The sequence below is a fragment of the Algibacter lectus genome, assembly GCF_004368925.1.
GTDB lineage: Bacteria > Bacteroidota > Bacteroidia > Flavobacteriales > Flavobacteriaceae > Algibacter > Algibacter lectus.
In genome coordinates this window covers 1,059,543-1,081,209 of record NZ_SORL01000007.1, presented here as the reverse complement: position 1 = coordinate 1,081,209, position 21,667 = coordinate 1,059,543, and the positions used below count along the sequence as shown (strand labels likewise).

Below are 21,667 nucleotides of genomic sequence, written 5' to 3'. Positions count from 1 at the left end.
GCCCTCGCGCGCCATATCCGTAACTCTGGCGCACTTCTGTGAAGTGTGTCTAATTTTCTTTAGCATTTGCAATGCAATTTATTATCTTTAAACACTGTCTCAGAGATATAAAGTTATAGATAGTACAGTTCCAACATTTGTGACAATAACAATAATTGATTGGGTAGATTTATTTATTCGACCAATCTATTTTAAATCCCTTCGGTTAAAGTACATGTTCTATGGTAATTTGAAATAGGAAAACAATTAGTCACGCTTTACAAAAGCGCGCCAGGTTCTGCGATTATAGATGTGGCACGAGTGGGTAAATAATTCCGAAGCTTCTGCTAATTTCCATAAAAGATTAATTGCCAGATTAAAAGCAGCAAAAACAAAAAAACAAGCAAAAACAATAGTAACACAAATGCACAATAAGCACTTAAAGAAAACACATTAATTTTTTGAATAATTATGGATGAATTACATTTATGGGTAGGTATATTTAGTGGTACAGAAGAAGAATTTCACCAACTATTCGATCTAACCTCCTTTTATAATAGCCAAGAAGGAGAAGACTTCGAACGTTGTGGGTTTTGCAAATATTTGAATAAAAACTCTTATGATAATGATTTCATTGGGCATGTTTATATTGAAAATGATTTACAAAAACTACTAGATGGACTCCCTAGTGATCAATTAACAAAAGATGTATTAAAATATTGCAAAAATAATAAGCTAACTAATCCTAATGCAATGTTATATTATGGAGATGAATGGTTAGATGGCGATTCTTTAGCTAAAGAATTTGAAGGTTTAAAATATATAGGAACTTTTGATTGGGAATAAAGATTTAATAAAAATATAAGACATTGCAACTGCGGTGGTTTTTTTATTGCGATAAATATAAATACACAAAAACACCAACAGTAAAAACCCCTCGCGCGGCATATCCGTAACTCTGGCGCACTTCTGTGAAGTGTGTCTAATTTTCATTAGTATTTGCAATGCAATTTATTATCTTTAAACAATGTCTCAGAGATATAAAGTTATAGATAGTACCGTTCCAACATTTGTTACAATAACAATAATTGATTGGGTAGATTTATTTATTCGACCGACCTATTTTAAAATATTAGATGATTCTCTAAATTATTGTATTTCAAACAAAGGATTAGCGGTACATGCATACGTATATATGAGTAGTCATATACATCTTATTATTAGTTCTCAAGAAAATGAGTTGCAGGACATTATTCGCGATTTTAAAAAACACACCTCTAAGGAATTTATAAAAGCGATAAAAGAACTTCCTGAAAGTAGAAGGGAATGGCTTTTAGCTAAATTTAATTATGCAGCAAAGCGTGTAAAGAAAGGTGTTAGTTATAAGGTTTGGAAAGATGGGTATCATCCCGTAATTTTAGATACTAGCAAAAAAATAGAGCAACGTATAAATTATATACATTATAATCCTGTGGCTTCAGAATTAGTTTATCATGAAAGAGATTGGAAAAATAGTAGCTATGCAGTCTATGAAGGGGACAATCTAGAAACCCCTTCGGTTAAAGTACATGCTCTATGGTAATTTGAAATAGGAAAACAATTAGTCACGCTTTACAAAAGCGCGCCAGGTTCTGCGATTATAGATGTGGCACGAGTGGAGATTATAGAAAAAATAATAATGGGCAGGGCTATGTACAAACAAAGAAAAAAACAAAAATTAAATGTAAATCATAAATAAAAATGGCTAATCTGTTTTTTACAAACACCGCTTTGAAGATGCATATTTTGAATAACGGTGTAACAAAAGAAAAAATTGAAAATGTAATTTCACAAGATTTCAAAGGAAAAGAAGACTTTATTAAATTTTATCTTGCATATGATGGAGTATTTTTTAATGAAGGAGCTGTAGTAAGTATTGAACAGTTTGAAAAGGATGATGAAGATGAATATTATGAATTAGAATTAGAGAGTATTTATAGAATTGACCAAATCCAAAGTATTTGGGAGGCGATAAAAGAACGTTCTGCAGGAGCAAAAAAATTTATGGAAAGTCATATCCCTTTTGCTGGCGATGCTGGAGGGAATGATTTTTTTATAGAAATTCCCACAGGCACAATAAAATATATTTCTTGGGAATACGAGATTGAAGAGGGGCTTATTGGAGTTGCTCATAATTTTAAAGATTTTTGTTTATCGGTAGAACCGTTAAATTAATTTAGCCCGATAGCGCGGATTTGTACCTTAAATCTGTATGTCTTAAAATAAAGTTAGATTTTCATGAAATTGATAATCAGTTTTACAGTTTTTAGACTATTACGATTTAATTTGATCTATTTTGAAACAAGTTTATGCTAATTGTCAATAAGTACCTAATTAAAGCTCATGGTTATTCCATCCCAATGTGTTTGGAATTTAGTGTCCCCCTCGCGCGCCATATCCGTAACTCTGGCGCACTTCTGTGAAGTGTGTCTAATTTTCTTTAGCATTTGCAATGCAATTTATTATCTTTAAACACTGTCTCAGAGATATAAAGTTATAGATAGTACAGTTCCAACATTTGTGACAATAACAATAATTGATTGGGTAGATTTATTTATTCGACCAATCTATTTTAAATCCCTTCGGTTAAAGTACATGTTCTATGGTAATTTGAAATAGGAAAACAATTAGTCACGCTTTACAAAAGCGCGCCAGGTTCTGCGATTATAGATGTGGCACGAGTGGGTAAATAATTCCGAAGCTTCTGCTAATTTCCATAAAAGATTAATTGCCAGATTAAAAGCAGCAAAAACAAAAAAACAAGCAAAAACAATAGTAACACAAATGCACAATAAGCACTTAAAGAAAACACATTAATTTTTTGAATAATTATGGATGAATTACATTTATGGGTAGGTATATTTAGTGGTACAGAAGAAGAATTTCACCAACTATTCGATCTAACCTCCTTTTATAATAGCCAAGAAGGAGAAGACTTCGAACGTTGTGGGTTTTGCAAATATTTGAATAAAAACTCTTATGATAATGATTTCATTGGGCATGTTTATATTGAAAATGATTTACAAAAACTACTAGATGGACTCCCTAGTGATCAATTAACAAAAGATGTATTAAAATATTGCAAAAATAATAAGCTAACTAATCCTAATGCAATGTTATATTATGGAGATGAATGGTTAGATGGCGATTCTTTAGCTAAAGAATTTGAAGGTTTAAAATATATAGGAACTTTTGATTGGGAATAAAGATTTAATAAAAATATAAGACATTGCAACTGCGGTGGTTTTTTTATTGCGATAAATATAAATACACAAAAACACCAACAGTAAAAACCCCTCGCGCGGCATATCCGTAACTCTGGCGCACTTCTGTGAAGTGTGTCTGTTTTTTTTTAGTATTTGCAATGCAATTTATTATATTTAAACAATGTCTTAGAGATATAAAGTTATAGATAGTACTGTTCCAACATTTGTGACAATAACAATAATTGATTGGGTAGATTAATTTATTCGACCAACCTATTTTAAAATCCTTCGGTTAAAGTACATGCTCTATGGTAATTTGAAATAGGAAAACAATTAGTCACGCTTTACAAAAGCGCCCCAGGTTCTGTGATTATAGATGTGGCACGAGTGGTCATCAAGCTTTAGATGATTTAGCTAATGGTACGCGGAAAGATTTGAGAGATGGAAAAGTTAAACTACATTGTAACGGATAGAAAATGAAATATTATAAGTTAACAGATTATTATCCTAGAGATGTTTTTTTCTCGTTTAGTGATAAAAATAGTATTCAAAAAAGTAATTTAGAAATAGGCTTAAATTCTTCTTCGAAGGATAAATTAATTTATACAGTAGATAAGTTTGATAGTTATGTTGGTGAGTATGATATATTGCCTACAATAGGAGCTCCTTTAGTAAGTTTAAAGTTAAAACAAATAATAGAAAAATTTAATATTGAAGACTGTCAATTTATCCCTGCGATTATCGAAGACACTTCATCTGGTAAGATTAACGAATATTTCTTTGCAATGAATATTCTAAATAGTGTAGAGTGTTTAGATAAAGAAAAATCTGAAATTAAGCCACTAATGAAGTCTTTTCCTAATGGACCCATAAAAATAAATAATTTATTTTTTAAAAGCGATAAATTAAAAGATCACTGTATTGTGCGAATGTTAGAGTCAAAATCTATAATAGTAGTAAATTTTACATTATTAGAAAAATGTAAAGAATTTAGAGTGAAAGGAACACAATTTGTGAAAGAAGGAAATCAATTATCTCCTTCTTTTGTAGATTATAACTAGTGACCCCTGATGTCGCTAGTATGTCCGAGTAAGGCTACCGCTAGTTTTTAACTAGTGGCGAATTAGAGTAAGAAATACAAATGATAAAGTAAAACCATAGCGACAGCTGTGGTTTTTTTATTGCGCAAAAGCTTGTTTGGTTTTAAAGTTTTGCAATGCCATATCAATCATTTTAAAAACAAAGTTTTTGTTTTCATCAGACAAGGCAGAGATATTCTCTAAACGTTTGGTTGTTTCCCCTCGCGCATCATATCCGTAACTCTGGGCGCACTTCTGTGAAGTGTGTCTAATTTTCTTTAGCATTTGCAATGCAATTTATTATCTTTAAACAATGTCTCAGAGATATAAACTTATAGATAGTACTGTTCCAACATTTGTGACAATAACAATAATTGATTGGGTAGATTTATTTATTCGACCAACCTATTTTAAAACCTTTCGGTTAAAGTACATGCTCTATGGTAATTTGAAATAGGAAAACAATTAGTCACGCTTTACAAAAGCGCGCCAAGTTCTGTGATTATAGATGTGGCACGAGTGGTATGACACAAAAGGAGTTTAATGATTTTGTAAACGACCCTGACAAATTTCAAATAGAAGATCCTCATGAAAATATGAGTCATAAACACGAAAAACAAAAATCAAAGAAAAAACTAAAATGCCATTAAATATGAGTATTGATGAAGATAAATTAATTAAAGCTTTAGTTCAAGATGATTTTACTCAAATTGAAAAGTTAATTACAGAATATGGTGTAAACGCAACAGATTCATTTGGAAGAAGCTTTTTAATAAATTGTGTTATTAAAAACAAATACAATTTTGTAAAAAAACTTTTAGAATATGATAATATAGATGTTAATATACAGGATGAAAATGGGTTTACAGCTATACATTTTGCTATTGAAGAAGGTTATCCTAAAATTTTAAAAGAAATTCTTTCTACAAAAGGAGTAAATATTAATCTTAAAGATAAATTCGGAAATACTCCATTATGGAGAGCGGTTCATAATAAACCTGAAGAAAAAGAATCTATTTGGATGTTAATCAAAAATAAAGCAAATGTAAATATCGAGAATGAATATGGGATTTCTGCCTTAAAAATAATGCAGGAAGATGACGAAGACGGTCAGTATAGTTATAAAGATATTTTTGAATACATAAAAGAAGAATAGTTCAGATTTGTAATCTTTTCATAAAATAAGAGCCTCAATATAACAATTGTGGTTTTTTATGCTCAAAGACTTCGTTTTTAGAGCCTTTTCAAAAAACTTATTAACTCTCCTCTCGCGACATATCCGTAACTCTGGCGCACTTCTGTGAAGTGTGTCTAATTTTCTTTAGCATTTGCAATGCAAATTATTATCTTTAAACAATGTCTCAGAGATATAAAGTTATAGATAGTACAGTTCCAACATTTGTGACAATAACAATAATTGATTGGGTAGATTTATTTATTAAACCAACCTATTTTAAAAACCTTCGGTTAAAGTACATGCTCTATGGTAATTTGAAATAGGAAAACAATTAGTCACGCTTTACAAAAGCGCGCCAGGTTCTGGGATTATAGATGTGGCACGAGTGGGTAAAAAACAAGTGTAAGTTGTAAATAAAATAAGACACCAAATATGTCATATATAAATATAGTCATGCCATTAACTGATTTTATTCCTTTTATTCAGGAGGTTTTAGAGAAAAACAATGGATCTATTTATGCAGAAAAAAGAAACAGTGATAAAACTGTTTCTAAATTTAAGGTCAATTCTATTAATGACATAGAGAATAACAGAGAAGTTAATCCCCTCGCGCGACATATCCGTAACTCTGGCGCACTTCTGTGAAGTGTGTCTAATTTTCTTTAGCATTTGCAATGCAATTTGATATATTTAAACTCTGTCTCAGAGATATAAAGTTATAGATAGCACTGTTCCAACATTTGTGACAATAATAATAATTGATTGGGTAGATTTATTTATTCGTCCAACCTATTTTAAAACCCTTCGGTTAAAGTACATGCTCTATGGTAATTTGAAATAGGAAAACAATTAGTCACGCTTTACAAAAGCGCACCAGGTTCTGCGATTATAGATGTGGCACGAGTGGGTTATATTTTACAAATACCAAAACAAAATGGTGCAATCCCTGAAGAAGTTCTAAAATATGCTAAAAAGAAAAAAGTTATAATTGATGAAATTAAAGATGTAACCATGGATGCATTAAAATGGTGGTAATATTATGGAATTAAAATACATATTAATGGGCTGGAATGATGCCTACGGAGAAATTCAGGATAAAGAAGACACATTAGATTTTTATAGAAATTCTTATGAAGATGAAATAGAAAAAGAAATATTAGAAGAAGCATTATCTTCTTTAGAAAATTGGTCAAAATACGCCTATAAAAATAAATTATTATTTCATATAACAGCATTAATTAAAGATAATGACCAGCCTTATGCAGATATTTTATTTAATGATGGAAATGTGATTATTAATTTTATAGATGAGTTTAATAGAATATATCTTTCATATACTTTTGGAGGTAACCATCATCCAAAAAAGCTGTTTTTAGAAAGTTTATACTATTTCATTTATTCTGATGATAAAGAGTTTTATGCTTGTAGCAAGAGTATTAAAGATGTTCAATATATTTTTACACCCGAAGGGAAATTAACTGTTTGGAATCGCTATATAGAAGATGGTAAATTGTATGAGGATGTTAAAGAGGCGACAAAAGCTGTTAATGTAAATAATAATTGGGAATTATATCCAAAATTAGATCAATATGATAGTGTTTCGCGCTTAAAAAGGTGGGGAGAAGATGAGTTAACATTACCATGGAACAAGAATAATACATTATGATACACAAGCCCTCTCGCGCACCATATCCGTAACTCTGGCGCACTTCTGTGAAGTGTGTCTAATTTTTTTTAGCATTTGCAATGCAATTTATTATATTTAAACACTGTCTGAGAGATATAAAGTTATAGATAGTACAGTTCCAACATTTGTGACAATAACAATAATTGATTGGGTAGATTTATTTATTCGACCAACCTATTTTAAAACCCTTCGGTTAAAGTACATGCTCTATGGTAATTTGAAATAGGAAAACAATTAGTCACGCTTTACAAAAGCGCTCAAGGTTCTGCGATTATAGATGTGGCACGAGTGGGGGATAAGAAATTCGGTCATTTATTTGATCCGCCTTTATAATAAATATTGAAATGGAAAACTATATAAAAATACAACCCGAAGTAATTTCTGGTCTTGGTGAAAAAACTACGTTTAAAGAGTTTGAACCTCCCTTTAAGACAATTTTAAATTTACATATCGATCTTGAAGATTGGCTTGGTGATGATTTAATGGAATGTTATCCGGCATTTATTATTACTGAAAAATTAAAAAAAGGATTAGAAATTAGTGATTTTTCAGGATTTAAATTTTCAGAAATGGAGGTTTCTAAAGCAGAATATTTTGAAGATAATTATCAATTAGAAAAACCTGTACCCATCTTTTTTTGGCTACAAGTTATCGGACAAGAATTTGCAGATGATATTTTACTTAATGATAAGAAGGAACTTTATCTTAAACCTAAATTACTTAAATATTTACAAGGAAAATTTAATGTAAATTATTTACAAGTAGAACCGCAAAGGAATGAGTTTGATGACTTATTGGACAACATGTTATTAGAAAGCTAGTTGATAGAAAAATCGCACCGCTAACGCGAGAATCTTTCTGTTGAGAAAAAGAGCATAGTAATTAGAATCCTCACTAGTGCTAGTTCGTAACAAGTACCATCCCAATAAAGTTTCACTTAAAAAATTTAAACAATAAAAGCTATCTATTCATTTAGGTAGCTTTTTGTATTTTTAAATTATGCGTAGAAAGTATAAATTTCATAATCCAACAGCGGCATGTTTTGTTTCGTTTGCAACAGTATATTGGTTAGATACAGAGTAATACATCGTTTAAGTTTTCTGTAAAAACGGAATAGATTAAAAGAATAATGTTGATTTAAAGTATTCCGTTGGAAGTAAAAACACGATTTTGGTTAGTTATTTCTTGTCTTAAAAAAGACAAATTAGCTTAATCTATAAAAAGTTATATCTTCATGGAGTTAACGGGTTTATATTAACTAATTTATTTAGAGCATACGTTTGTTGTTAGGGCAGAACAATAATATAAGTTTTAAAACAGACAGTAAATATCGAAAACCTCCTACAATACTAAAAAGTGATAATTGGATGTATAATTATTTTTTTTTAATTAACCATTTATTTAAATAAACAATACCTTAGTTCCTGCTTATATTTTAAATAAATGAAAAATATTAATTTAAATAATTATTTTATTCTATTTGCTTTATTGATTATTACTGGTTGTAAAAACGAGGAGTCATTAAAGCACAAAATTGGTTTTTCTCAATGTATTAGTAAGGATGATTGGAGAAAAGCTATGGATCATGAAATGGAAGTTGAAGCTTCATTATATGAGGACATTGATTTAACAATTTTTCAGGGCAATGAAAATGTAGAACTTCAAAAATCCCAAATTGAATTCATGATAGATAATGAGTTTGATGTTATAATCGTTTCCCCGTTAAGACCAGAACCATTGGTTTCTGTAATTGAAAAAGCTTATGATAAAGGGATTCCGGTTATTATTATGGATCGAAAAATTAATTCACAAAAATTTACAGCTTTCATTGGAGCCAATAATCTCGATGTAGGGCGTAATGCTGCTAATTATATAGCTTCTTTAAATGAAAAACCATCCAAAATTCTTGAAATTAGAGGAAGTGATAATTCTTCACCTGTTATCGAGAGACATTTAGGATTTCATGAAATTATATATAATGAACCCAATAGTAAGGTTGAGTATAGAATTAATGATGAAGATATTGAACAAAGGGTACCTCAAATTTTAGATTCGCTACATGTTAAACCTATTAATTTTGTGTATGCTTTTAATGATGATATTGCGTATAGAACCTGGAAAATTGCAAAATCTAAAGGCCTTGAAGAGTCTATTAAGTTTATTGGTGTAGATGGCTTAAATGGTGCAAATAATGGAATTCAATTAGTGCAAAATGGTATACTAGCTGCAACTATATTATATCCAACGGGTGGAGACGAAGCTATAAAAATAGCTATGAAGATTTTACGAAAAGAAAACGTTTCTAAAAACAACATATTAAACACCACGGTAATTGATTATAGAAATGCTGAGATTATGAAAAATCAGTATGATAAAATTAATAAGCATCAAAATGAAATAGAAGAACAACAAGAAAAAATAACACAGCAAGAGGAAACATATTCAACTCAAAAGAACATACTAAAAGTGCTTTTAGGATTGTTAATTACAAGTTTACTTTTAGCTATCTACAGTGTATATTCAGCAAATAATATTAAAAAGAAAAAGCGTGAGTTAGAAATTCAAAATAAAAAAATAACGACGCAGCGTAATCAAATCAAGAAATTTGCCGAAGAAGTAAAGGTTAGTAACGATGCTAAAACGAATTTCTTTACAGGATTATCGCATGAATTTAAAACACCAATAACACTTATTTTATCTTCAATTGAATCTTTAAGTGAAGATAATGCCATTAAGGATAATAAACTTTTAAGGGAAGTTGGTTTAATTTACAATAACTCTAAACGATTATTAAGGTTAATAAATCAACTTCTAGATTTTAGAAAAATTGAAGACCGAAAATTTATATTAAAAGCCTCGGAAACTAATATTTATGAGTTTTCAACCGGAATTTTTAAAGATTTTGAACGTGAAGCACAAAAAAGAAATATCGAATTCTTAATTAACACCAACGATGAAAATTTAAAAATTTATATAGATAGAAATTTAATGGATAAAGTCTACTTCAATTTACTATCCAATGCCTTTAAGTTTACACCAAATAATGGTAGTGTACATATTAATATTTTAAATGAAGTTGATAGCAATTTTGTTAAAATCAATTTTAAGGATAGCGGAATTGGAATACCTAAAAAAGATCTAGATAATGTTTTTCAAGCCTTCTTTCAGGCATCCAACAACAATAAAGTAAGTTCTGGTATTGGTTTACATTTATCAAAAGAGTTTGTGGAAATGCATAAAGGAACCATAGATGTATCAAGCAAACATGGTACAGAATTTACCCTAACACTTTACAAAGGAAATGCGCATTTAAGTTCTGATGAGATTATTTACGAACCCGATTTAATAGATAATTCTGTATTAAATTTTAATACAGATTTTGAAGAAAACGAGTTTGTTGAGGTTGGTGTAGTTCGTGATGAAGAGCATTACTCTATTCTTATTATTGAAGATAATTCAGATTTAATTAAATATTTAAGAAATAAATTGATTGGCGAATATGACGTACATGTCTCCGATGGAACTGATGGTATTGAAAAAGCTTATGAAATAGTGCCCGACATTATTATTTGCGATATTAATTTACCAGATAAAACAGGTTTTGAAATATGCGAAATTTTAAAGAAGGACTTAAGAACTTCTCATATTCCAACAATTATGCTAACTGCTTTAAATAATAAAGAATCTTATTTAAAAGGTTTGGAATCGGGCGCAGATTTATATTTAACCAAGCCGTTTAGTTTTGCTGTTCTTCAGCAATCCATAAAAACCATGATTTATAATAGGGAAAAACTTCGTTATTATTTTATAAACAACATTCACAAAATAAATACGGATAATAGTTTTGGCTCGATAGAACAGGATTTTTTATCTAAAATAAATGAAATAATAAACGAGAATTTAGATAATTCTAAATTTTCGGTTGAAAACTTAGCTACTGCTCTAAACATATCCAGAGTACAACTATACCGAAAAACCAAAGCTATTTTAGGTGTTTCAATTAGCGATTATATTCAAAATATACGCTTAGAAAAGGCAAAAACACTTTTGAAAGAAACCAAATTAACAATCTCTGAGATTGCATATGCTACTGGCTTTTCTTCTCCTAATTACTTTTCTACTAGTTTTAAGAACAAGTTTGATAATTCACCTAAAGCATACAGAGCGTCTTAAGCCTGCCTTTACTTTATGTTTTCTTTAGTTACCAATTCTTGTTTTGCTAAAATAAGGGGTGTTTTTTTATGAACACTATTTTTTTAGTGGTAGTTATTAATGGTATTCTTATTTTGAGGTGGGTTTTTTTATTGAATTCGCATGTTAATAACATATAATAAGGTATCAATTTTGAAATAATGGTGTAACAATTTTAGAGATTAGTTTTTTATAATTTAAAAATTAAAGGGTTTAATCTTTTTTAAATCAGGTGTTTACACTGTATTTAAGTTCAACTGAACAATTTCAATATATATTGATACATATGTAACACATCAAAAAAGGCTTTCAGTATAACTTGCAAACACTAAAACTAACTAAACACCACCACACATATGAATAAGAAGATACTAATATGGTCTGTTACAGCTGCCTTAGCTGGCTTCCTTTTTGGATTTGATACAGTAGTTATCTCGGGCGCAGAAAAGCGACTACAATTATTATGGGGTTCTTCAGATATGTTCCATGGTGTTGTAGTAATAGGTATGGCACTTTGGGGAACTGTAATTGGTGCTTTTTTTGGTGGTATTCCTACTAATAAATTAGGACGTAAAAATACTTTAGTATGGATAGGTGTTTTATATACAATATCCGCTATCGGTTCTGCCTTAGCTAACGATCCTATAATTTTTGCCGTTTTTAGATTTATAGGTGGTTTAGGTGTTGGAGCATCTACAATTGCAGCTCCAGCTTACATATCAGAAATAGCTCCGGCTAAAGACCGTGGCAAATTGGTTGGCTTATATCAATTTAATATAGTTTTTGGTATTCTTGTCGCTTTCCTATCTAACTACCTGCTAAATAATATAGGAGAAAACGCTTGGAGATGGATGGTAGGTGTAGAGGCTATTCCTGCGGCTATATATACACTTTTTGTATTAACGGTTCCTAAAAGCCCAAGGTGGTTGCTAACTAAATTAAGAAATGCCGAAGCAGTAAATGTTCTTAAAATTATTAATCCAGATCAAGATCCAGAAAAGTTGATGATGGAGATTAAGGATGAAATGGAAAATACTGTTCCAAATGAAAACATTTTTTTAAAGAAATATAGATTCCCATTAACCCTCGCATTTTTAATAGCCTTTTTTAATCAATTATCAGGAATTAACGCATTGCTTTATTATGCACCTAGAATATTGGCAGAGGCAGGTTTAGAGGAAAGTTCAGCCCTTTTAAGTAGTATAGGCGTAGGTGTAACCAACTTGCTATTTACACTTTTGGGTATTTATTTAATTGATAGATTAGGACGTAAGCAACTTATGTATATATGTTCTTTTGGTTATATTATTTCATTAAGTTTGGTTTCAGCTGCTTTCTTTTTTAGTTGGGAAGGTAGTGCAATGCCCATATTTTTGTTCATGTTTATAGCGGCACATGCTATTGGTCAAGGCACAGTAATATGGGTATTTATTTCTGAAATTTTCCCTAATCATTTAAGAAGCTCTGGTCAATCATTTGGTAGCTCGGTGCATTGGGTATTAGCCGCTATAGTTCCGTCTTTAGTTCCTGTGTTATTCTCTACAATTGGGGCGGGTATGGTTTTTCTATTCTTTGCAATTATGATGGGGTGCCAGTTGCTATTTGTAATTTTTATGATGCCGGAAACCAAAGGAGTAAGCTTAGAAGAATTGAGTAAAAAACTAATTAAGTAAGATATATAATATGAAAACAGTAAGAAAAGCAAATCTAGTTTTAATGTTTTTGGCTTTAACCTTCATTATTGGATGTAAAGGTAAAAGTGAAACCAATCAAAAGGTTGATGAATTAATCATTGTAAACTATTCAGAAGAAGATCTTTATCGCCCTAATTTTCATTTTACTCCAAAAAAAGCTTGGATGAATGATCCTAACGGCATGTTCTATTATAATGGTTATTACCACTTATACTTTCAGTACCACCCAGATAGTAATGTTTGGGGACCAATGCATTGGGGGCACGCAATAAGTACAGATATGATTTCATGGACGGAACAGCCCATAGCTATTTACCCAGATGAATTAGGGACTATTTTTTCTGGGAGCGCCGTGGTGGATATTAGTAATAGTTCTGGTTTGGGAGAAGTAAGTAAAGCAATACCAATTGTAGCTATATATACCAGTTCAAAAAAGTTAGAGGGAAATGATAACTGGAAGCAAACTCAAAGTGTTGCATTTAGCAATGACGAAGGCAAAACCTTTACTAAATATGAAAACAATCCGGTTATAGATAACGATAAAATAAAAGATTTTAGAGACCCAAAAGTTACTTGGGATGATGACAGAAATAAATGGATAATGTCTCTTGCTGCTGGCGATAAAATTATGTTTTACGAATCTAAAAACTTGAAAGACTGGAATTTACTTTCAGAATTTGGACAAGGTATTGGTGGTCATGGTGGTGTGTGGGAATGTCCAGACTTATTTAAACTACCTGTTATTGGAACCAATGAATCTAAATGGGTGCTTTTTGTAAGTATTAATCCTGGTGGGCCAAATGGAGGTAGTGCTACCCAATATTTCATTGGAGATTTTGATGGAACTACATTTACCATGGACAAACAATTTGAAACAGCACTAAATGAAAAACATGACTATTGGATAGATTTTGGTAGAGATAATTATGCAGGGGTAACATGGTCTAATGCTACAAGAAAAAACGGTGGTAAACTTATGCTAGGGTGGATGTCTAATTGGGATTACGCTCAAAAAGTACCAACCGAAAATTGGAGAAGTGCTATGACTATAGCTAGAGAAGTACAACTTCAAAAAAACGAAAATGGCTATAGATTAATATCAAACCCTGTAAAAGAGCTAGCTAACTATAGAGGCAGAAAATATAAAAAAGAAAATATTGTCATTAAAGATGATACAAAAATTATAGATGCTGAATCCATTGATTTGGCTAAAACAGAAATTCAATTTAATATTTCAAACTTAGAAGAAACTACATACACATTTAAACTTTCTAACCATAATGGAGAGGAATTGTTATTTGGTTATGATAACATTAAAAAAGAGTTTTTTATAAATCGAAAAAAATCAGGAAAAACCAGCTTTTCTGAAAAATTCGCTAATAAAATTACTTTGGCAGGAAGAACTTCTACTAATGATAATTTATCAGGAACTATTTTATTAGATAAAACTTCAATTGAGTTATTTTATGATAATGGTGAAACCGTAATGACAGAAATTTTCTTTCCAAACACACCATATACTAAATTAAGTATTGAAAGCAAAAATCAAGAATTTATTCTAGATAACATTGAAGTGCATGAATTAAACTTTAACTAAACCAAGTATTAACTAAATTAAATTATGATGAAATTAAAACAACTATTTTTTACTCCCGTATTTGCTTTAATGAGCTTATGGGTACAAGCGCAGGTTACAGGTACTGTGACCTCGCTGGAAGATGGTATGCCTATGCCAGGTGTATCTATAATTGTAAGTGGTACAACTCAAGGTGCGGCCACAGATTTTGATGGAAACTATGTTTTGGACAATATTGATTCAAATGCAACATTAGTTTTTAGTTACGTTGGGTATAAAACTCAAGAAATTCAAATTAACGGGCGTTCTGTAATTAATGTAGTGCTTACAGAAGATGCAGCTTCACTAGACGAAATTATTGTTACCGGATATGCAAGAGAAAGAAAGGTAGACGTAACAGGGGCTATTACCGTTGTAGAACTTGGGCCTACGGAGGGTGTAAGTATGAGTTCTGGTAGTGCTGTTCAGGGGTTGCAAGGTAGAGTTCCGGGGGTGTTTATAGAAAAATCTGGAGATCCTACAGGAGCTAGTAGTAATATTTTAATTCGTGGTGCTACAACACTAGGTAATAATAACCCTTTATTTGTTATTGATGGAGTTCCAACAGTTAGGCAAGATGTGTTTTCTAGTATTAATCCTAGTGCTATAGAGTCTGTTCAAGTGCTAAAGGATGCCTCGGCATCTTCTCTTTATGGTGCTCGTGCTGGTAATGGGGTAATTATTGTTACTACTAAAAACAGTTCAAAAGCTGCTGGTGGTGAAAAATTTAAAGTAAGCATTAACTCAAATATTTCGGTGCTTTCTGAGAAGAAACAACGTTATGATATGCTTAATGCGCAGCAAAGAGGGCAAGCATTATGGCAAGCTTCGGTAAATGATGGCTCAGACCCAAATAGTGGTTATGGTGAAATTTACAACTTTGACTGGAATGGCGATTTTAACAACCCTGTTCTAAATGGAGTAACTGTACAACCATTTGTAGGAGGTGATACTAGCGTACCTGCTGGCGATACAGATTGGCAAGATGAAACTTATAAAACGGGTTATGTTTATAACAATGAAATATCTGTTTCTGGTGGTACTGATAATTCTTTTCACTTACTTAATATTGGACATTTAAGAAATACAGGGATTCTGAAATATACAGGTTATGAAAGAATTTCTGCAAAATTAAATTCTAATTTTCATTTATTTGATAATAGATTAAGAGTAGGTGTTAATACACAAATATTCACGTCTGATGAAACCTTGGCTTCTACAGATGTTGGTAGTGCGCCAACACCAGGTTTAGCGATTACTTTAGCTCCAACTTTACCAGTTTATGATGCTAATGGCGATTTTGCTGGTCCTATAGGTTCTGGGTATTCAGATAGAAATAACCCTGTTTTAATGCAATATTTAAACCGTTGGGATAATACCGATAGAACAACTTTCTTTGGTAATATATGGGGTGAATTCGATATCATTGAAAACTTAACTTTTAGAACAAGTTTAGGTCTAGATTATAGCGATTTTAACAGAAGAGATATTGAGACTAAAGTTAATAACGGATTTATTACAAGAGGTAATAATAGGCTAATACATGGCAATAGTAAATTCACAAGTTTAGTGTTTACAAATACATTAAGCTACCAATTAGAGCTTAACGAAAAACATAAAATTGGTGTTCTATTAGGAACTGAATCTATATCTGATGATTCTCAAAACTTTACAGCTCAAGCAGATGGTTTTGCAGTTGAAAATGAATCTTTCTTTCAGTTAGATGCTGCAACTGGAGCGAGAACCAATACAGGTTCTTCTACAGGAAGTCGTTTGCTATCTCAGTTCGGAAAAATTAATTATGGTTATGAGGATAGGTATTTAGCATCTTTTACCTTACGTCGTGATGGGTCTTCTAGATTTGGTGCAGAAAATAGATATGGTATTTTTCCAGCTGCAACAGTAGGTTGGAGAATTAGTAATGAAGAGTTTTGGAATGATAATGAAATTGTAAACTCATTAAAGTTTAGAGCAGGATATGGAGAAGTAGGAAACCAAACTATTGGAGATGTAGCACGTTTTGGATTATTTGAATCTAGATATGGTGCAAATCAATTACAAGCAACAGGAGATGATTTCTTTTTTAATACCTTTTATAATGTAGGTACTGCTTACGATTTAAATGGAAATAATACAGGTAATTTACCTTCTGGATTTGTTTCTATTCAAGCTGCAAATGCTGGTTTAAAATGGGAGACTACAAAGGAGATTAACCTTGGTTTAGATTTTACATTATTTAATAATAATGTTGTTGGGTCTTTTGATTATTTCACAAGAGAAACTTCAGATATTTTAACGATACCACCAATTGCATCAGCAGTAGGTGAAGGTCAATTAAGAACTTTAAACGGTGCAACTACTCAAGTAAAAGGTTGGGAATTGTCTTTAGGATATTCTAAAACATTAGATAATGGTTTATCATTTACAGTTGCTACCAACTTTGGAGCATTTAAAGATGAGATTACCGAATTACCAGCAGAAGTAGTTTCTGCATTCCCTGGAACAGTTGATAATTCTATAATTGGTCATTCGCAATTTTCAATTTATGGATATAAATCAGACGGATTATTTCAAAGTCAAGCCGATGTAGATAATAGCCCAACACAAGTTCCAGCAGGAAGACCAGGAGGAATTAAATTTAAGGATTTAGATGGTAATGGAAGCGTAGGTGTAGAGGATAGAGATTTCCTTGGAACTACTTTGCCAGACCTAGAGTATGGTATTAGAATTGATATGGCATATAAAGATTTCGACGTGTCATTATTTGGTTCTGGTGTAGCAGGAAGAATTGGTCAAGATCCTTATATTTTCTGGAATAATTTTGTGCAAGGTAGAGAAAACGCAGGTCTTGGTGTGTTAGATGCATGGTCGCCAACCAATACAGGTTCAAGTATTCCTTCTTTAACATTAGCAAATAACGATACAAGAACTTCTGATTATTTATTTAGAAACAACTCTTATTTTAAATTAAGAAACCTTCAATTTGGATATTCTCTTCCTGAAGAATTAGCAAATAAATTAGGAGGAATGACTAGCTGCAGAGTTTACTTCCAAGGAGAGAATTTATTTTGGATTACTCCAAGTGATTATATAGGTGCCGATCCGGAGCGTACGGATGTGAATAGAATTCCAGTACCTACAACGCTTTCATTAGGACTTAATATTAACTTTTAAAAAATGCGAAACATGAAAAAATATATAAAAACAATATGTACAGGAATTATGGCAACATTGGTGTTGTTTGCTTGTTCCGATGATTTTTTAGAATACGAACCAGAAGGTGTTTTATCTAATGAAAATGTAGCAACTGCCGAAAATGCCGAAGCCTTAGTGGTGGCAGCATATGCTGGAATTGCTAATGATGATATGGTTGGGCCATTAACTAGTATGTGGGTGTATGGTAGTGTACGTTCAGATGATGCATATAAAGGCGGCGGTGGTCGTGGAGATGTAGATGTTGTAGATAGATACGAGCAATATAACTTAACTATTGCTGATGACCCGTTAGATTGGATGGCTCCAAGAACGTGGACAAACTATTACGCTGCTATTTCAAGAGCTAATTTTGCTTTAGATGTAATCAATCAGATTCCAGATGCCGATTATTCAGATAAAACTATTAGACAAGCAGAACTTAGGTTTTTAAGAGCGCATTCGCATTTTGTTTTAAAAACATTGTTTAAAAAAGTCCCTTACATAACAGAGGGTTTAACGCAAGAAGAAATTTTAGAAATTGATAACCGTTTGGATAATGATGCTTTATGGAATACTATAGCAGACGATTTCTTATTTGCATATAATAATTTACCTCAATCACAGGATCAGGTAGGTAGAGCAGACAAAAATGCAGCTGCGGCATATTTAGCTAAATTACGCTTGTATCAAGCTTACGAGCAAAATGATACACACCAAGTTACTAATATTAACATGTCTCGTTTACAAGAAGTTGTAGATTATGCAGATGATGTTACTGGTGCTTTAGAGGCAGATTACGGTAATAATTATTTGGATGGTTTTGATAATGGTTTAGAATCTATTTGGGCAGCACAATTTTCAATAAACGATGGTACAACCGTTGGTAGAGTTAGTTTTGTAACAGGATTAAACTCACCGCACGGAACAGGTTTATATGGATGTTGTGGTTTTCACTTAGCAAGTCATAATATGGTAAATGCGTTTAAAACAGATGCATCAGGGTTGCCATTATTAGATACATTTAATGATAGTAATATATTTGATGTAGTTGATGGTAATGGAGAAACTCCTTTAGCTTCAGGAATTACTTTGGATCCAAGAATTGATCATACTGTTGGAATACCTGGTCGTCCATTTAAATATCGAAATACAGTTAATGAGGCTGGTGATATGATTTATAATTTTAGTTGGGCTAGAGATCCAGGCGTGTATGGCTATTTTGGAAACATGAAGGAGCAACAAGCTCCAGATTGCTCATGTTATGTTAAAGAAGGGCCATTTGTAGGAACTTCTAAAAACATTGAGTTTATTAGATATGCCGATGTCCTTTTGTTTAAGGCAGAAGCTTTAATACAAATGAATCAAGTAGATGATGGCATTGGATTAATTAATGAAGTCAGACGACGTGCAGCAGCAAGTACACAAAGACAGTTAGATGCAGGAGCATCTGATATTTATAACATTGGTGAGTATCCAATGGGAATGTCTAAAGAAGAAGGTCTTAAAGCCTTAATGTTTGAAAGACGTTTAGAGTTTGGTATGGAAGGACCAAGATTTTTCGACTTAGTACGTTGGGGAATTGCTGAGCCTGTACTTAACGCTTATTTAGATGTTGAAAAAACTAGAAAAGATTTTCTTTCTAGCGCAAAATTTACGGCAGGAAGAGATGAATACTATCCTATTCCTCAAAGAGAAATTGATTTCACCGGAGGTTTATATGAGCAAAACCCTGGGTATTAATTAAAGTATTTATTTAGTAGTTTGAGTTAGTTTTTAAATTCCAGAAGAGCCTCGTATTTTTTAGGTTCTTCTGGAATTATTTAGTATGTCTTGTTCTGAAACGGCTAGAGGTTAAAATAGGTTTTACGCTGCTATTTTGCGTGAACCATGCTAACAAAGGTTTGATTGAGAAAGAATTCATCTTTTAAGATGTCGTTTAGACGTTACTCATGGAATATTCGTAATAATGATTTTTTTGTCATATTAGTGTTAATCTTTTTTCCTTTTAAGAATTTGAGTATATACATTGCTATAATATTGTATTCCTTTTTCAGAATGATGTAAGTGTCCTTCTAATATATATACTATTACTCAAATCTTAGCTTACTATTTTTATGGAATACATATCTATGATCAAGACTAATTAACAAAAAAAATTAACGGTTTGATAAGCAAACTGTCGATTACGCCATTAAAAAAGTATTTAATAGAAGAGAGAAGTATTAATAAAGATTTCTTTACTAAAGAAACCTGTAGATTTAATCTTGATTCTTTCAATGACCTCTGTAACAACAGTGTTTTATCTGGTAATTTTTATTATTCTAAGGAATTAGTATAATCGTTATAGCAATTTAATAGAATTCGATTTAAATTGATCCTATTTGTAGTTAAGTTAAAAAAACCGCCAAATGTTTTAGCAAAAAAAAAAGTCAAGAATAAAATTCTTGACTTTCCCTTTGTTTACCTGTAGCGAGAATGGGGCACGATCCCATGACCTCCGAGTTATGAATTTTCGTACAAGAAAATTTCATAAAACTAAATAATTGATTATCAATTATTTAAAAACTACCATATTTTAAATCGTGTTCCAAAACGTGTTCAGTTTTGTGTTCACTATTATTAGTAATAATTTGAACAATAAAATTAGATTTTAAGATTGAAATAGACAAGGTTTTTTGTGTTTTTTTTACTTTAAATTTTAGTATTGAAGCTATCGTGTAAGAAAGTAATAAGTCTATTTTATACTGCTACGTTTACTTATTATTCTAATTGAATAATTTCATAAAATGGCAAAGTCCCATAATGTAAACTATATTATATATAATTGTTAAAAAAATGATAATTCTTTGATATTGAAGCTTTTTTATTGAAAACAAACATCTAAATGCAATGCGTGCATCGTATATTTATGACAAGAAAAAGAAATGCGCCATGAAAACATTAAAAGAATTAAAAAACAGATTAGAGAAGCTTAATTTTGGAAGATTATTAAATTCTGAAAAGAGTAAAAAGAACGAGCCAAGAACTTTAATTACAGCATCAACTTTTGATGATGAAGATTTGTTTATGTTTATCTAAAATATAGCTTTCTGACTGTTTATTAAAAAATGCTGATTTAGTTCGGCGGGAAGTTTTATGTTTATTTTTTAATAACATTTTAATCTTCAAGTTTTTCAGAATCTAAAATTGAGTTTTCTTCCCATAAAAATACCTTCAAAATAGTTTCTAACGCTAGGGGACTGTTCAAAATCCGCAAGGATTTCCTTAAGTAGGCTAGAACTAGCAATAAATTATAGTGTTTGAGAAATTTTGGGCCAGTCATAAAAGGTTTTTTCTTATCCCTCGAAACATCAATAATTCCATCCATTTTTTTGAGCCGGCTAAACATTGTTCCAATAATTTTCCCCTTTCTTTTCCTTTAAATTGTCCAGAACCCCAAAAGTAATTAATAACCATAAAATTCTTTCCGATTAATGGAAGCCAAGAATCTTCTAGCGGCACATATTCAAAAAATAGTTTTCCTCTAACATCTACTTTTTGAAAATTATAGCCATTTTTAAATACTTTTGATATCTGCTTTTGCATTTCTTGTCACTTATCTCACAACAAATATGTTCATCTTGAATATTCTTTTCAGTAAGTTTTAGAATTTCCATCTTTTCTGTTTTATCAAAAGTAAAATAGACAAGCTTATTTTCCTATGATAATTATCAATTATCAATGAATGTCGAATTTTTTTAAACATCCTGTTTTTTTACAAAAAGCGGAATTTAAAAAAACTAAGCATGTTTAAAATTATATATTT

The 21,667-nt window shown here is 31.2% G+C and carries 18 protein-coding genes; 16 read left to right on the top strand and 2 right to left on the bottom strand.

The window, feature by feature from the left end; genetic code table 11:
* Positions 1-450 precede the first annotated feature (450 nt).
* From DFQ06_RS05300 to DFQ06_RS05280, 5 genes are all read left to right on the top strand, one after another.
* A complete protein-coding gene (locus DFQ06_RS05300; RefSeq protein WP_042507082.1) occupies positions 451-825 on the top strand; it encodes an immunity 22 family protein in 375 nt (124 codons plus the stop codon).
* A gap of 181 nt (positions 826-1,006) precedes the next feature.
* Positions 1,007-1,561 (top strand): REP-associated tyrosine transposase, encoded by a 555-nt coding sequence (locus DFQ06_RS05295; protein ID WP_074935569.1) that lies wholly within the window; start codon positions 1,007-1,009, stop codon positions 1,559-1,561.
* 158 nt (positions 1,562-1,719) lie between these two features.
* Entirely contained in the window at positions 1,720-2,193 is a 474-nt protein-coding gene (locus tag DFQ06_RS05290; protein ID WP_133966475.1) for an SMI1/KNR4 family protein, read from the top strand.
* Positions 2,194-2,849: 656 nt separating this feature from the next.
* The gene (locus tag DFQ06_RS05285; RefSeq protein WP_042507082.1) at positions 2,850-3,224 is read left to right on the top strand and encodes an immunity 22 family protein; all 375 of its coding nucleotides are present in this window, start codon (positions 2,850-2,852) and stop codon (positions 3,222-3,224) included.
* 476 nt (positions 3,225-3,700) lie between these two features.
* Positions 3,701-4,285: an imm11 family protein gene (locus DFQ06_RS05280; protein WP_133966473.1), complete on the top strand. Its 585-nt coding sequence runs from the start codon at positions 3,701-3,703 to the stop codon at positions 4,283-4,285.
* Positions 4,286-4,402: 117 nt separating this feature from the next.
* Here the strand turns inward: DFQ06_RS05280 and DFQ06_RS05275 are convergent, their stop codons facing one another.
* Positions 4,403-4,588, bottom strand: a complete 186-nt coding sequence (locus DFQ06_RS05275) for a hypothetical protein (RefSeq protein ID WP_133966472.1) — start codon at positions 4,586-4,588, stop codon at positions 4,403-4,405.
* 239 nt (positions 4,589-4,827) lie between these two features.
* On the opposite strand from DFQ06_RS05275, the gene DFQ06_RS19635 reads away from it, so the two are divergent.
* The 11 genes from DFQ06_RS19635 to DFQ06_RS19370 all read left to right on the top strand — a co-directional run bounded on the left by DFQ06_RS19635 (position 4,828) and on the right by DFQ06_RS19370 (position 20,940).
* Positions 4,828-4,953 (top strand): GH-E family nuclease, encoded by a 126-nt coding sequence (locus DFQ06_RS19635; protein ID WP_133966470.1) that lies wholly within the window; start codon positions 4,828-4,830, stop codon positions 4,951-4,953.
* A complete protein-coding gene (locus DFQ06_RS05265; protein WP_133966468.1) occupies positions 4,944-5,459 on the top strand; it encodes an ankyrin repeat domain-containing protein in 516 nt (171 codons plus the stop codon). The genes DFQ06_RS19635 and DFQ06_RS05265 overlap by 10 nt, the downstream gene beginning before the upstream one ends.
* 924 nt (positions 5,460-6,383) lie before the next feature.
* The gene (locus tag DFQ06_RS19595; RefSeq protein ID WP_262709869.1) at positions 6,384-6,515 is read left to right on the top strand and encodes a hypothetical protein; all 132 of its coding nucleotides are present in this window, start codon (positions 6,384-6,386) and stop codon (positions 6,513-6,515) included.
* Positions 6,516-6,519: 4 nt separating this feature from the next.
* Positions 6,520-7,146, top strand: a complete 627-nt coding sequence (locus tag DFQ06_RS05260; protein WP_133966466.1) for a hypothetical protein — start codon at positions 6,520-6,522, stop codon at positions 7,144-7,146.
* Between the two features lie 365 nt (positions 7,147-7,511).
* Complete coding sequence (locus DFQ06_RS05255) at positions 7,512-7,988, top strand: hypothetical protein (protein WP_052415424.1); 477 nt, start codon at positions 7,512-7,514, stop codon at positions 7,986-7,988.
* A gap of 622 nt (positions 7,989-8,610) precedes the next feature.
* Positions 8,611-11,340, top strand: a complete 2,730-nt coding sequence (locus DFQ06_RS05245) for a hybrid sensor histidine kinase/response regulator transcription factor (RefSeq protein WP_074935566.1) — start codon at positions 8,611-8,613, stop codon at positions 11,338-11,340.
* Between the two features lie 374 nt (positions 11,341-11,714).
* Complete coding sequence (locus DFQ06_RS05240) at positions 11,715-13,031, top strand: sugar porter family MFS transporter (protein WP_133966464.1); 1,317 nt, start codon at positions 11,715-11,717, stop codon at positions 13,029-13,031.
* Between the two features lie 10 nt (positions 13,032-13,041).
* Positions 13,042-14,649 carry a glycoside hydrolase family 32 protein gene (locus DFQ06_RS05235; protein ID WP_133966462.1) on the top strand — a complete coding sequence of 536 codons (1,608 nt, stop codon included), beginning with the start codon at positions 13,042-13,044 and terminating at the stop codon, positions 14,647-14,649.
* A 24-nt stretch (positions 14,650-14,673) separates the two neighbouring features.
* Positions 14,674-17,841, top strand: a complete 3,168-nt coding sequence (locus DFQ06_RS05230) for a SusC/RagA family TonB-linked outer membrane protein (protein WP_231961800.1) — start codon at positions 14,674-14,676, stop codon at positions 17,839-17,841.
* 12 nt (positions 17,842-17,853) lie between these two features.
* Positions 17,854-19,602, top strand: a complete 1,749-nt coding sequence (locus tag DFQ06_RS05225) for a RagB/SusD family nutrient uptake outer membrane protein (protein WP_042505373.1) — start codon at positions 17,854-17,856, stop codon at positions 19,600-19,602.
* Between the two features lie 1,191 nt (positions 19,603-20,793).
* Positions 20,794-20,940, top strand: a complete 147-nt coding sequence (locus DFQ06_RS19370; protein WP_159020643.1) for a hypothetical protein — start codon at positions 20,794-20,796, stop codon at positions 20,938-20,940.
* A 240-nt stretch (positions 20,941-21,180) separates the two neighbouring features.
* On the opposite strand, the gene DFQ06_RS05220 is transcribed toward DFQ06_RS19370, so the two are convergent.
* Complete coding sequence (locus DFQ06_RS05220; RefSeq protein WP_074935562.1) at positions 21,181-21,447, bottom strand: hypothetical protein; 267 nt, start codon at positions 21,445-21,447, stop codon at positions 21,181-21,183.
* Between the last annotated feature and the right edge of the window lie 220 nt (positions 21,448-21,667).